Annotated in this window: 11 protein-coding genes; 10 read left to right on the top strand and 1 reads right to left on the bottom strand. The window is 69.5% G+C overall.

Annotated features, from left to right (window positions below):
• Window positions 1-66: 66 nt before the first annotated feature.
• The 10 genes from IF11_RS0113850 (at window position 67) to IF11_RS0113805 (ending at window position 11562) form a co-directional block, all read left to right on the top strand.
• Window positions 67-801 carry an enhanced serine sensitivity protein SseB gene (locus tag IF11_RS0113850; protein WP_030351857.1) on the top strand — a complete coding sequence of 245 codons (735 nt, stop codon included), beginning with the start codon at window positions 67-69 and terminating at the stop codon, window positions 799-801.
• Between the two features lie 411 nt (window positions 802-1212).
• Entirely contained in the window at window positions 1213-1998 is a 786-nt protein-coding gene (locus IF11_RS0113845; RefSeq protein WP_030351856.1) for an enhanced serine sensitivity protein SseB C-terminal domain-containing protein, read from the top strand.
• A gap of 380 nt (window positions 1999-2378) precedes the next feature.
• Window positions 2379-3377: an ABC transporter permease gene (locus IF11_RS0113840; protein ID WP_030351855.1), complete on the top strand. Its 999-nt coding sequence runs from the start codon at window positions 2379-2381 to the stop codon at window positions 3375-3377.
• A 42-nt stretch (window positions 3378-3419) separates the two neighbouring features.
• The gene (locus tag IF11_RS0113835; RefSeq protein WP_030351854.1) at window positions 3420-5180 is read left to right on the top strand and encodes an ABC transporter substrate-binding protein; all 1761 of its coding nucleotides are present in this window, start codon (window positions 3420-3422) and stop codon (window positions 5178-5180) included.
• Window positions 5181-5306: 126 nt separating this feature from the next.
• Window positions 5307-6317 carry an ABC transporter permease gene (locus tag IF11_RS0113830; RefSeq protein ID WP_030351853.1) on the top strand — a complete coding sequence of 337 codons (1011 nt, stop codon included), beginning with the start codon at window positions 5307-5309 and terminating at the stop codon, window positions 6315-6317.
• On the top strand, window positions 6314-7402 hold the full coding sequence (locus IF11_RS0113825) for an ABC transporter ATP-binding protein (protein WP_030351852.1): 1089 nt from the start codon (window positions 6314-6316) through the stop codon (window positions 7400-7402). The genes IF11_RS0113830 and IF11_RS0113825 overlap by 4 nt, the downstream gene beginning before the upstream one ends.
• Complete coding sequence (locus tag IF11_RS0113820) at window positions 7399-8673, top strand: ABC transporter ATP-binding protein (RefSeq protein WP_051745868.1); 1275 nt, start codon at window positions 7399-7401, stop codon at window positions 8671-8673. The genes IF11_RS0113825 and IF11_RS0113820 overlap by 4 nt, the downstream gene beginning before the upstream one ends.
• Before the next feature lie 85 nt (window positions 8674-8758).
• Window positions 8759-9427, top strand: coding sequence for a trimeric intracellular cation channel family protein (locus tag IF11_RS0113815; RefSeq protein WP_030351850.1), 669 nt, complete (start codon window positions 8759-8761; stop codon window positions 9425-9427).
• Window positions 9428-9466: 39 nt separating this feature from the next.
• Window positions 9467-10300, top strand: a complete 834-nt coding sequence (locus tag IF11_RS0113810; RefSeq protein ID WP_030351849.1) for a thioesterase family protein — start codon at window positions 9467-9469, stop codon at window positions 10298-10300.
• Between the two features lie 98 nt (window positions 10301-10398).
• On the top strand, window positions 10399-11562 hold the full coding sequence (locus IF11_RS0113805; RefSeq protein ID WP_030351848.1) for a cysteine desulfurase family protein: 1164 nt from the start codon (window positions 10399-10401) through the stop codon (window positions 11560-11562).
• A gap of 30 nt (window positions 11563-11592) precedes the next feature.
• On the opposite strand, the gene IF11_RS0113800 is transcribed toward IF11_RS0113805, so the two are convergent.
• A complete protein-coding gene (locus tag IF11_RS0113800) occupies window positions 11593-12930 on the bottom strand; it encodes an FtsX-like permease family protein (protein WP_030351847.1) in 1338 nt (445 codons plus the stop codon).

Below are 12930 nucleotides of genomic sequence, written 5' to 3'. Positions count from 1 at the left end.
CGGCGCCGGGGTCCGGCCTCGGTTTAAGGTGCTGGCGCGGGGGCGAGGGTGGCGAAGGAGAGCACGGTGAACACAGCATGGCCGGGCAACGAGCTGGAAGAGGTGCTCATGGCCTCGCTCGGCGCCGACGCGGCGGGCGGACGGCTGGTCGAGGTGCTGGGACGCAGTGAGGTCTGGGTGCCGCTGCCCCAGGGCGGCGGTCCCGACAGCCCCGACCTCGATCTGCCGACGATGGAGATAGAGGGCGTCCCGTATGTCCCGGTCTTCAGCTCCGAGCAGCAGTTCCTCCAGTGCGTCGGCCCCCATATGGCCTTCACCGTCGCCCCGGCCCGTGACTTCGCCCGGGGGCTGCCCCCGCAGCTCGGTATCGCGGTGAACCCGGGCGGCGTCGTCGGAATGCCGCTGCCGCCGCCGGCCGTCGCCGAGCTGTGCCGGGTGGGGCGTACGCCGCTCGACGGCCCGGCGAGCGGGGGCCGGGTGCGGCTCTTCGAGCCGGACTGGCAGGAGGATCCCGTCGAGTTCCTCTCCGCCGCCGGAGCCGAGTTCGAGGCGTCCGGCGTGGTGCTCTCCGCCCGCCGCGCGCTCGCCAGCGTCGAGGGCGAGCCCCCCGCGCTCTTCATCGGCGTCCAGCTCTCCTCCTGGGAAGCCGCCGACCGTAACGCCCCCATGGACGCGCTCGGCCGGGCGCTGGGGCGGGTGGCGGTGGGCTGGCCCGTCAATCTCGTCCTGCTGGACGTGGCCCAGGACCCGGTCGGTGACTGGCTGCTGGAGAAGGTGCGGCCGTTCTATCAGCGCGGTTAGGTCCTGTCCGGTCGATCTTCGCGGATCAGGCCGCGGCGTCTGGTGCGTGCGATCGCAAGGCGGAGGATCGCCCGTGTACTGGACGTACTCGGGCGACTCCGACAACGCGGCGAGCGTGCGTGCCAGGCGTCGCGGGCCCGCGAAGATCGGCCGGACAGGGCCTAGGTCCTGTCCGCGCATAGTCCGGGACGGAACGGGCAGTCGCGGGTACGAGCCGACAACCACGGGCAGGACAGGGAAGGAGACCGGCCACGCCCGCGCCGTCACGGCGGGCGCGCCGGTCGTCAAGTCTGTGTCAGGAAGCCCCCCTAAGCTGGTTTGATGGCTGGACCGCCGCACCGTGTGCCCGGGGGGACGCGCGGACTTCGGGGGGCTGGACGAGTGGTGGATCGAAGAGGGGCGGGACCCAGAGTGAGCGCGTCAGGCACTGCGGCGGCCGGGCAGGTCGAGCACATGCTGCGCCAGGTGACGCCAGGACGTTACGACGCGTACGAGGCGCTGCTCCAGGCGCTCGCCGACGACAGCGTCTGGATGCTGCTCTGGCACGGCCGCGCCGGAGCGCCCGACGCCCAGTACGGCAACATGGAGATCGACGGCCTGGGGTACGCCCCGTGCGTCACCTCCGCCCAGGAGCTGGCGGTCAGCGGCTGGACTCGGGCCCACGAAGTGGTCTCGGGGCGCGACATCGCCCGCGCGCTCTACCCCGACCGCTGGGGGATCTGGCTCAATCCGCACGCCCCCGGCGGCGGTGTCGGCATCCCCTGGCTCGATCTGCGCCGGATCGCCACCGGTCTCGACCGGATGCCCGCGGGACCGCTCAGGCTCTCCGAGCCCGCCATCGAACTCCCGCAGTTCTACGCCCAGCTCACCCAGAACGCGCACCGCACGCCCGCCGTGCGCTCGCTGCGCCGCGCCTGGGTGCAGCCGGCCCTCGGCGCCCCGTATCTCGCGATCGGTCTCGACCTGTACGACACGGGCCCGGCGTCCGTCGACTCCGTACGCACGATGATGGGGCAGTCGATCGCCGCGGTCCCGGACGGGCTGCCGGTCTCGACGGTCGCGATGTCCGACGAGTACGACCCGGTCACGATGTGGCTGCGCGCCAACACCCGGCCGTTCTACGACCGCGAGGCGCACGCCGCTCCCGCACCGGCTTCGGGATACGGCTACCCGCCGCCCGCCACCCGCGCATACTGAGCAGCACCGCGCGGGCGCGGTGGTGCGTCGCGGGGGACGCATGCACCAGTTCCCTCCTGCATGGGGGCAGTTGGGCGTCATGCCCGATCTGGGGGAATAGTGACCGACATGGTCCGCTGAGAAGATCACGACGTCCGGATAACGGTAACCCTCGGATCGCATCACGGTTGAGCAAACATTCCCTGGGGGGACTGGCGGGTGATCGCGAAAGGACTGAAGACTCCCTGCAGCAGGTGGACTCGGCCTAGTGTGCGAAGCGCTGACAAATGCAGTTCCCCCCACTTTTTCCGGGGGACCACCATGCGACATGTGAAGTGAAAGAGCCGCTACAGCGGCGGTCATGGGCCGGCCACCGTCGGCCGAGAGGGGTCTCCAGCGCAATGACGGCACCTATCGAGACCACCGGGTCGGCGGCGCAGGCGCAGCCGGAAGCGGTGCTGGAAGGCGCCGGGGGCAAGCAGATCGAAGGCCGTTCGCTCGGCCGGATCGCATGGACGCGTTTCAAGCGGGACAAGGTCGCCATGGCGGGCGGCGTCATCGTGATCCTGCTGGTCCTTGTCGCCGTACTCTCCAAACCGATCCAGTCGGTCTTCGGTCTTGACCCCAACGCCTTCAACCAGGACCTCGTCGACCCCACGCTGCTCGCGCCCAAGGGCAGCTTCGGCGGCATCAGCTGGGACCACCCCTTGGGTGTCGAACCCCAGACCGGCCGGGACATCCTGGCCCGCATCATCGAGGGCTCCTGGGTCTCCCTGGTCGTCGCGGCCGGGTCCACACTGCTCTCCGTCGTCATCGGCGTCGTGATGGGCGTCGTGGCCGGCTTCTACGGCGGCTGGGTCGACAGCGCCATCAGCCGCATGATGGACACCTTCCTCGCCTTCCCGCTGCTCCTCTTCGCGATCTCCATCTCCGCGTCGCTCCAGGACAGCGTGTTCGGGCTCGACGGGCTCTCGCTGCGCATCGCCGTACTGATCTTCGTCATCGGCTTCTTCAGCTGGCCGTACATCGGCCGGATCGTGCGCGCGCAGACGCTCAGCCTGCGCGAGCGGGAGTTCGTGGAGGCGGCCAGGTCGCTCGGCGCGCGCGGCCCGTTCATTCTCTTCCGGGAGCTGCTGCCCAACCTGATCGCGCCGATCCTCGTCTACTCGACGCTGCTGATCCCCACGAACATCCTCTTCGAGGCTTCTCTGAGCTTCCTCGGCGTCGGTATCGCCCCGCCGCAGTCCTCGTGGGGCGGCATGCTGTCCTCCGCGGTCGACCTGTACCAGGTCGACCCGATGTTCATGGTCATTCCCGGCATGGCGATCTTCATCACCGTGCTGGCCTTCAATCTGCTGGGGGATGGTCTGCGTGACGCACTCGACCCCCGTGGCAAGTAATCGCGGCCCGGCCGCACCATCGATCGAGGGGGCTTTCCTCAGGTGAACAGCAGAAAGACAGCATCGGCCATAGCCGTCACGCTGGCGTTGGCACTCGGTGCGACCGCCTGCGGCAGTGGCGGCGGCAAGGACAAGGGCGGCAATGGGGGCGGCAGCGCGAAGGCCGATGCCGGACTGAGCAGCATCGTCAACGCCAGCACCAAGAAGGGGGGAACGGTCACGTACGAGCACTCCAGTGGCCCGGACTCCCTGGACCCGGGTAACACGTACTACGGCTGGGTGCAGAACTTCTCCCGCCTGTACGGCCGTTCCCTGGTGACGTTCAAGCCGGCCGCCGGCAAGGAGGGCCTCACGGTCGTTCCCGACCTGGCGACCTCCCTGGGCAAGGGCAGCCCCGACGCCAAGACCTGGACGTACGAGCTCCGCAAGGGCGTCAAGTTCCAGGACGGCACGGAGATCACCTCCGCGGACGTCAAGTACGCCATCGAGCGCTCCAACTTCGCGCCCGAGGCCCTCTCCAACGGCCCGACGTACTTCAAGTCGTACCTGGAGGGTGGCGAGAAGTACAAGGGTCCGTACAAGGACAAGTCGCCCGAGGGTCTCAAGTCCATCGAGACGCCGGACAAGTACACGATCACGTTCAAGCTGAACAAGCCGTTCGCGGACATGGACTACCTGGCCGCGTTCTCGCAGACCGCTCCGGTCCCGCAGAAGGCCGACAAGGGCGCCGAGTACGTCCAGAACATCGTGTCCTCGGGCCCGTACAAGTTCGACTCGTACAGCGAGAGCCGCGGCGCGACGCTTTCCCGGAACCCCGAGTGGGACCCGGCGACGGACCCGATCCGCAAGGCGCTGCCCGACAAGATCGAGCTGAAGTTCAACGTCACCGCCTCGACGATCGACGAGCACCTGCTCAGCGACGCGATCACCGCGGACATCGGCGGCACCGGACTCCAGTCCAAGACGCAGCCGAAGGTGCTCGTCAAGGCCGCCGAGAAGGCCAAGACGGACAACCCCTACGCGGGCGCGCTCCAGTACCTGGCGATGAACGTCAAGGTGAAGCCGTTCGACAACATCGAGTGCCGCAAGGCCGTGCAGTACGCGGTGGACAAGGCCGGAGTGGTCGACGCCATCGGTGGCGCGGTCAAGGGTGAGCCCGCCTCCACGATGATCCCGCCGTCGGTCGCCGGGTACAAGAAGTTCGACCTGTACCCGACGCCGGGCAACAAGGGCGACGCCGCCAAGGCCAAGGAAGCGCTCACCGCGTGCGGTCAGCCGAAGGGCTTCAAGACCTCGCTGACGGCGCGTTCCGACCGTCCCGACGAGGTCCTGGCCGCGACGCAGATCCAGCAGAGCCTGAAGGCGATCGGTATCACCGCCGACATCAAGCAGTTCCCGGCGGACAAGTACTTCACGGACTTCGCGGGCTCCCCGAAGTGGGTCCACGACAACAACGCCGGTCTGATGATGATGGCCTGGGGTGCCGACTGGCCCACCGGGTACGGCTTCCTCGACCAGATCGTGAACGGCTCGGCCATCAAGCCGTCCGGTGGCACGAACCTGATGGAGCTGAACGACCCGAAGATCAACAAGGCGCTGACCGACGGTATCGGCACCCTCGACACCGCCGCCCGCGGTGAGAAGTGGGCCGAGGTCGACAAGCTGGTCCTGGAGAACGCCTCGGCGGTTCCGCTCTTCTACCGCAAGAACCTGCTCTACCGCCCGGATTCGGCGACCAACGTCACCGTCGCCGAGTCGTACCTCGGTATGTACGACTACGTGCTGATGAGCTCGTCCAAGTAAGTCCGCAAGACACTCAGTAACACACTCAGTAACACCTGTTACATCAAACAGCACCCCCCGAAAGGCAGGTGAAGGTGCCGGGTCGTACGGGCGCACCCCGCTCGTACGACCCGGCACCGCACGGCTGTGGCTGCGTACATCATCCGACGCGTATTCGCCGCGGTGTTGCTGCTGCTGGTGGTCAGCGCAGTCACGTTCGCGATCTTCTTCCTGGTGCCCCGGCTGGGCGGCCAGACGACCGATTCACTGGCCGCCCAGTACGTCGGCAAGGGCGCTGATCCCGCCGCCATCGCCGCCATCAAGGCGAACCTGGGGCTGGAGGACCCGCTCTACCTTCAGTACTGGCACTTCATCAAGGCCATCGTGGTCGGCGCCGAGTACAACTTCGGCCCCAACCCCTCGGTGTGCAACGCGCCGTGCTTCGGCTACTCCTTCAAGACCCATGTCGAGGTCTGGCCCGAGATCGTCCAGCGCATACCGGTCACCTTCTCGCTGGCCATCGGCGCGGCGGTCATCTGGGTCATATCCGGTGTCGCGATCGGTGTCCTCTCCGCGCTCAAGCGGGGCTCGATCTTCGACCGGCTGACCATGGGCGTCGCCCTGGCCGGCGTCTCGCTGCCGATGTTCTTCACCGGCCTGGTCTCCCTCGCCCTGTTCAGCTTCCACTGGACGATCTGGGAGAACCTGGAGTTCGTGCCCTTCTCCGAGAACCCCGGCCAATGGGCCTGGAACCTCATCCTTCCCTGGTGCACGCTCGCCTTCCTCTACTCCGCCCTCTACGCGCGGCTCACCCGCGCCGGGATGCTGGAGACCATGGGCGAGGACTACATCAGAACCGCGCGGGCGAAGGGTCTGAAGGAACGCAAGGTCGTCGTCAAGCACGGCCTGCGCGCCGCGCTGACCCCGCTGGTCACCATCTTCGGCATGGACTTCGCCCTGCTCCTGGGCGGCGCGGTCATCACCGAGCGCGTCTTCTCCTTCCAGGGGATGGGCGCGTACGCCATCCAGGGCGTGACCAAGAGCGACCTGCCCATCGTGATGGGTGTGACGCTGGTCGCCGCCTTCTTCATCGTCTTCTGCAATCTGCTGGTGGACCTCGTGTACGCCGCGATCGACCCCCGGGTGAGGCTCTCATGAGCGACGTGAGCAAGACGGACACGGACGCGGGCCCCGCCGGCGGCGAGAGCTCCGAGGGCGCCGCCCGGAAGTTCCTCTCCGTACGGGATCTCCGTATCCACTTCGACACCGACGACGGCCTCGTGAAGTCCGTCGACGGCGTCAGCTTCGACCTCGAAGCCGGCAAGACCCTCGGCATCGTCGGCGAGTCCGGCTCCGGGAAGTCCGTGACGTCCCTGGGCATCATGGGTCTGCACAGCTCCGAGCGCGCCCGTATCTCCGGCGAGATCTGGCTGGACGGCGAGGAGCTGATCGGCGCGGGCCCCGAGCGGGTGCGCCAGCTGCGCGGCCAAAAGATGTCGATGATCTTCCAGGACCCGCTGTCCGCGCTGCATCCGTACTACAGCATCGGCGCGCAGATCGTGGAGGCGTACCGCGTCCACAACAAGGTCGACAAGAAGACCGCCAAGACGCGGGCCGTCGAGATGCTCGACCGGGTCGGGATCCCCGAGCCGGCCCGGCGCTACAACGACTATCCGCACCAGTTCTCCGGCGGCATGCGCCAGCGCGCGATGATCGCGATGTCGCTGGTGAACAACCCCGAGCTGCTGATCGCCGATGAGCCGACGACCGCATTGGACGTGACCGTCCAGGCGCAGATCCTCGACCTCATCCGGGACCTCCAGAAGGAGTTCCGCTCGGCGGTCGTCATCATCACCCACGACCTCGGCGTCGTCGCCGAGATCGCGGACGACCTGCTCGTGATGTACGCCGGGCGCTGTATCGAGCGCGGCTCCTCGGAGAAGGTCTTCTACCAGCCGCAGCACCCCTACACCTGGGGCCTGCTGGGCTCGATGCCCCGCATCGACCGGGAGCAGACCGACCGGCTGGTGCCGGTCAAGGGAACCCCGCCCAGCCTGATCAACGTCCCGTCCGGCTGCGCCTTCCACCCGCGCTGCCCGTACGCCGACGTCCCGAAGGACAACCTCACCCGTACGGAACGTCCTGACCTGCGGGAGATCACCGACGGGCACTTCTCCGCCTGCCATATGTCGCGCGCGGAGCGGGAAAAGATCTGGACCGAAGAGATTGCGCCGAAGCTGTGACTGAGCTGACGAAGAAGATTCCGGAGCAGGAGTCGGGGGCCGGATCCGCGTCCGGGTCCGACAGTTCAGGACCCGAGCCGATCCTCAAGGTCACCGGCCTGGTCAAGCACTTCCCGATCACCAAGGGCGTGCTGAAGCGCAAGGTCGGAGCGGTCCAGGCGGTCGACGGGCTCTCCTTCGACGTGCGTCCTGGCGAGACCCTGGGCGTGGTCGGCGAGTCGGGCTGCGGCAAGTCGACCATGGGCCGGCTGATCACGCGACTGCTCGAACCGACCGGCGGAAAGGTCGAGTTCGAGGGCCGGGACATCACGCATCTGTCCGCCGGGGCGCTGCGGCCGATGCGTCGCGACATACAGATGATCTTCCAGGACCCGTACGGTTCGCTGAACCCGCGCCACACCATCGGCGGGATCGTCAGCACCCCCTTCAAGCTCCAGGGCATCGAGCCCGAGGGCGGCGTGAAGAAGGAGGTGCAGCGGCTGCTGGAGCTGGTGGGCCTGAGCCCCGAGCACTACAACCGCTACCCGCACGAGTTCTCCGGCGGCCAGCGCCAGCGCATCGGCATCGCCCGCGCCCTGGCGCTCAACCCGAAGCTGGTCGTCGCGGACGAGCCGGTCTCGGCGCTGGACGTGTCGATCCAGGCGCAGGTGGTGAACCTGCTGGACGACCTCCAGGACGAGCTGGGTCTGACGTACGTGATCATCGCGCATGACCTCTCGGTCATCCGCCATGTCTCGGACCGGATCGCGGTGATGTACCTCGGCAAGATCGTCGAGCTGGCCGACCGTGCCTCGCTGTACACGTCGCCGAAGCACCCGTACACGAAGGCGCTGCTCTCGGCCGTACCGGTGCCCGACCCGAGCAGGCGCGGCGGGAAGAGCGACCGGATCCTGCTCAAGGGCGATGTGCCGTCGCCGATCTCGCCGCCGGGCGGCTGCCGGTTCCACACCCGGTGCTGGAAGGCGACGGAGATCTGCGGGACGACCGAGCCGCCGCTGATCCAGCTGGCGCCGGGCCACCAGGCGGCCTGCCACCACCCGGAGAACGCTCCCGACCAGCGTCCCCAGGACACGGTGTCGGTGGCGGCGCGGGAGACGGTGGAGCTGGCGGGGGAGACGCCGGCCGAGTCCACGGAAAAGGCCGAGTCCACGGAAGAGGCCGAGTCCACGGAAAAGCCGGCCCCCGGTGACGCGGCTTCCAGTGACACGGCTTCCGATGACGTGGCTTCCGACGCGCCTTCCCAGGACGCGGAAGGCCCGGCCAAGGAGTAGCGGGTCGCCGGGCTCAAGCGCTCGGGACCGGGACCGCCGGGGCCGTCCTTCGGGGCGTGTCCCGGCGATCCCGCACAATGTCCGAGTGCTCCACGACCTCTTCACGCCCTCCGTCCAGCATGCGCTCGACCTCGCCGGGATCTTCGTCTTCGCGATATCCGGCGCACTGCTCGCCGTACGCAAGAACTTCGACGTCTTCGGTATGGCGGTACTGGCCGAGATCACCGCGCTGGGCGGGGGGCTGCTCCGTGATCTGATCATCGGGGCCGTCCCGCCTGCCGCCTTTACCGACCTCGGCTATTTCTCCATGCCGCTGGTGGCCACCGCGCTCGTGTTCTTCCTCCATCCCCAGGTGGAACGCATCCAGGGCGCGGTCAATGTCTTCGATGCCGCGGGGCTCGGCCTCTTCTGCGTCACCGGCACCACCAAGGCGTACGAGTTCGGTCTCGGTCTCACCGCCTCGGCGGCGCTCGGGCTGGCCACGGCGGTCGGCGGCGGTGTCCTCCGTGACGTCCTCGCCAATGAGGTGCCCTCGCTGCTGCGCTGGGACCGCGATCTGTACGCCGTCCCGGCCATCGTCGGGGCCGCGATGGTGGCGCTCTGTATCCGCTTCGACGCGCTCAACGGGCTGACCAGCGGGTTCGCCGTACTGACCGCGTTCGTACTGCGGCTGCTCGCGATGCGGTTCCACTGGCGGGCGCCGCGGGCCTGGAACCGGCGCTCGGCCGCTGCCGAGGAGCCCTCACCTTCGTAAGCTACCGCTTAGTACCGTCCTGTTGTACGGTTACCTGTCATGGCACAGGCATCCATCGGTGACAGCGAGTTCGACCGCGGCACCGCCATCACCCTTCGCGAACCGGGCGTCTACGACGCACAGCTCTCCCCGGGCTGGACGATCATGAACGTCGCCAACGGCGGCTATCTGCTGGCGCTGATGGGCCGTGCCCTCGGCGACGCGCTGCCGCACTCCGACCCCTTCGCCGTCTCGGCCCACTACCTCACGCCGTCCACCCCCGGCCCCGCCGTGGTGCGTACCGTCACCGTACGGACCGGCCGCACGCTCTCCACCGGACAGGCGTCCCTCTTCCAGACCGCCGAGGACGGCCGGGAGGTCGAGCGGCTCCGCGTCATAGCCTCGTACGGGGAGCTGGACGCGTTGCCCGACGACGTACGGACGGCCGCGAAGCCGCCCGCCATCCCGCCGCTGGAGCGCTGCGTCGGCACGGACGTCGGTCCGCCGCCGCCCGGCGACTTCTCCATGCTGGACCGCCTCGCCATGCGGATCGACCCGGCCACGGTCGGCTGGGCGGTGGGCGCGCCTTCCGGGCAGGGCGACATGCGCGCGTGGTTCGAGTTCGCGGACGGCCGCGACCCCGATCCGTACTCGCTGCTCCTCACCGTGGACGCCCTGCCGCCCACCTCCTTCGACCTGGGGCTGAAGGGCTGGACCCCGACCGTCGAACTGACCACGCACATCCGCTCCCGCCCGGCGCCGGGCCCCCTGCGGGTGGCGATCACCACCCGCAATCTGGCCGGCGGCTTCCTGGAGGAGGACGCGGAGGTCTGGGACAGCGCGGACCGGCTGGTGGCCCAGTCGCGCCAACTGGCCCGCGCGCCCCGGGAGTGACGCGCCCCGCGACTGACGGGGCGTGGAGCCGTACGCGGAGGGTTCCGGCGGACCGGCCGCGTGCCCGGCGGGTCCCGGCTCGTAGAATCGGGACCATCATGGCTTACCTCGACCACGCCGCGACCACTCCGATGCTGCCGGAGGCGATCGAGGCGATGACCGCCCAGTTCGGCGTCGCCGGCAACGCCTCCTCGCTCCATGCCGCCGGGCGCCGGGCCCGCCGTACCGTCGAGGAGGCCCGCGAGGCGCTCGCGGAGGCCCTCGGCGCACGGCCCAGCGAGGTGGTGTTCACCTCGGGCGGTACGGAGGCCGACAACCTCGCCGTGAAGGGCCTGTACTGGTCCCGGCGCGACGCCGACCCCACCAGGACCAGGGTGCTCGCCAGCCCCGTGGAGCACCACGCCGTCCTCGACGCGGTGGAGTGGCTCGGGGAGCACGAGGGCGCGACCGTCGAGTATCTGCCGGTCGACGCCTGCGGCCGGGTGCTTCCCGAGGCGCTGCGCGAGGCCGTCGCGCGCAATCCGCTGGATGTCGCCCTCGCCACCGTCATGTGGGCCAACAACGAGATCGGCACCATCCTGCCGGTCCGTGAACTGGCCGAGGTGGCCGCTGAGTTCGACATTCCGCTGCACTCCGACGCCGTCCAGGCCCTCGGCCAGACGGAGCTGGACTTCGGTGCCTCGGGCCTCGCCGCGATGACCGTCTCCGGGCACAAGGTCGGCGGCCCGTACGGTATCGGCGCGCTGCTGCTCGGCCGTCAGTACACCCCCGTACCCGTGCTGCACGGCGGCGGCCAGGAGCGGCATGTGCGCTCCGGGACCCTCGATGTCCCGGCGATCGCGTCCTTCGCCGTCGCGGGGAGGCTCGCCGCCGAGCGGCGCGAGGACTTCGCCCGCGACATCGGCGCCCTGCGGGACGAACTGATCGAGGCGGTACGTACGGCCGTCCCCGACGCGGTCCTCGGCGGCGACCCGGAGCACCGTCTGCCCGCCAACGCGCACTTCAGCTTCCCCGGCTGCGAAGGGGATTCGCTGCTCCTGCTGCTGGACGCCCAGGGCATCGAGTGCTCAACGGGCTCCGCGTGTACGGCGGGTGTGGCCCAGCCCAGCCATGTCCTGCTGGCCACCGGCAGCGACCCCGACCTGGCCAGGGGCACTCTGCGCTTCTCCCTCGGCCACACCTCCACGGCGGCGGATGTGGAGGCGGTGGCGAAGGCCATCGGCCCGGCCGTGGACCGCGCCAGGAGCGCGGGCCTCAGCTGATCCTGGAGGAGCCGGGGCGGGGCGGTGTGGTCAGGCCGCCGTCGCCATCGCCTCCACCGCCGGGGTACGCAGTGCCCTGCGGGCCGTACCGACACTGGTGACCAGCGTCGCCGCGGCGGCGACCGCCGTGACACCGAGCCAGATCCCCGGCCCCTGACCCGGCAGGACCTCGTCCGTACGTACCAGACTGAACGCCAGGCTCCCCGCGAGCCCCGCCACCGTGCCGAAGAACACCCCGGTCACCGTCAGCGCCAGCCCCTCGACGCCGACCATCCCCAGCACCTGTCCCGGGGTGGCCCCCACGAGACGCTGCTGCCCGAACTCGCGGCGGCGGTACGAGGTCGCCGCGTACAGGCTGTTGATCAGCGTGACGCAGGAGAAGACCACGATGATGCCGACGACCACGAGGTTCACGGTCTCCAGGTTCTTGTCCTCGACCGATCTGGTGAGACCGGACGCCGCGATCGCGTCGTTCTCCAGCGCCTGCATGGTGAGCGTGGCCGTCGCGATACCGGTGAAGAGGGTCAGCGGCATCAGCACGCCGGAGAGGCGCGTGGCGCGGTGGCGCATGGTGTGGACGGTGAGATAGCCGCTCGCCCCGGCGAGCGCGGAGAGGGGCCGCTCCAGCGCGCCCAGCAGGGCCCGCAGCAGTGCCGGTGCGAAGAGCGCGAGGCCGACGGAGAGCAGGATGGCGCCGCAGGCCGGCGCGGCCATGAGCGAGGGCGCCGTCGAGTCCATCGCGAACGTGGCGCACACCCCCGCCGTACCGGCGACGAGCGCGGCGGCCCCGGCGGCGTTACGGCCCCGGCCCCGGGGCTCGGCCGCGCCCGCCAGGGCCTTCGTCGCCCGGCGCACCGCGAGGAACGCCGCCCCCGTCGCCGCCAGCAGCGTGATGCCCAGGCCGGAACCGAGTGCTATGGGCCCGAAGGCGTACGCGACGCCGTCGGCGACCTGGCCGGTGTCCTGGAACACCGAGAGCAGCGCCCGCCCGCCGAGCATCGCCGGACCGATGGCCAGCACCGCCCCGGCCAGGGCGACCGCGGCCGATTCGCCCACGATCATCCGCGTGATCTGCGCCGGGGTGGCGCCGGTGCCGCGCAGCAGGGCGATCTCCGTACCGCGCTGCCGTACGTTCACGGTCAGGGTGGACGCGACGGCGAAGAAGACCAGCAGCGCGCCGTAACCCCCGACCACGCTCGCCACCAGCCGGAGCGTCTCCGCGCTGGCGGAGTCGATGCCCCCGGCGCCCGCGGTGTCATGCATCGAGTGGAACGCCATGATGATCGCCGCGCCCAGGAAGGCGGACAGCAGGGTGGCGAGAAAGCGCCCGGGACGCGTCGCGATGGAGCGTATGGCCAGCGAGAACAT

Origin of the sequence: Streptomyces scopuliridis RB72, assembly GCF_000718095.1 — a bacterium.
GTDB lineage: Bacteria > Actinomycetota > Actinomycetes > Streptomycetales > Streptomycetaceae > Streptomyces > Streptomyces scopuliridis.
This window is presented reverse-complemented; position numbering and strand designations above follow the sequence as displayed.

Excerpts from the sequence above, each read along its gene's own strand:
- IF11_RS0113825 (WP_030351852.1), top strand. The coding sequence starts at position 6,314 with ATGAGCGACGTGAGCAAGACGGACACGGACGCGGGCCCCGCCGGCGGC.
- IF11_RS0113800 (WP_030351847.1), bottom strand. The coding sequence starts at position 12,930 with ATGTTCTCGCTGGCCATACGCTCCATCGCGACGCGTCCCGGGCGCTTT.
- IF11_RS0113810 (WP_030351849.1), top strand. The coding sequence starts at position 9,467 with ATGGCACAGGCATCCATCGGTGACAGCGAGTTCGACCGCGGCACCGCC.
- IF11_RS0113840 (WP_030351855.1), top strand. The coding sequence starts at position 2,379 with ATGACGGCACCTATCGAGACCACCGGGTCGGCGGCGCAGGCGCAGCCG.
- IF11_RS0113805 (WP_030351848.1), top strand. The coding sequence starts at position 10,399 with ATGGCTTACCTCGACCACGCCGCGACCACTCCGATGCTGCCGGAGGCG.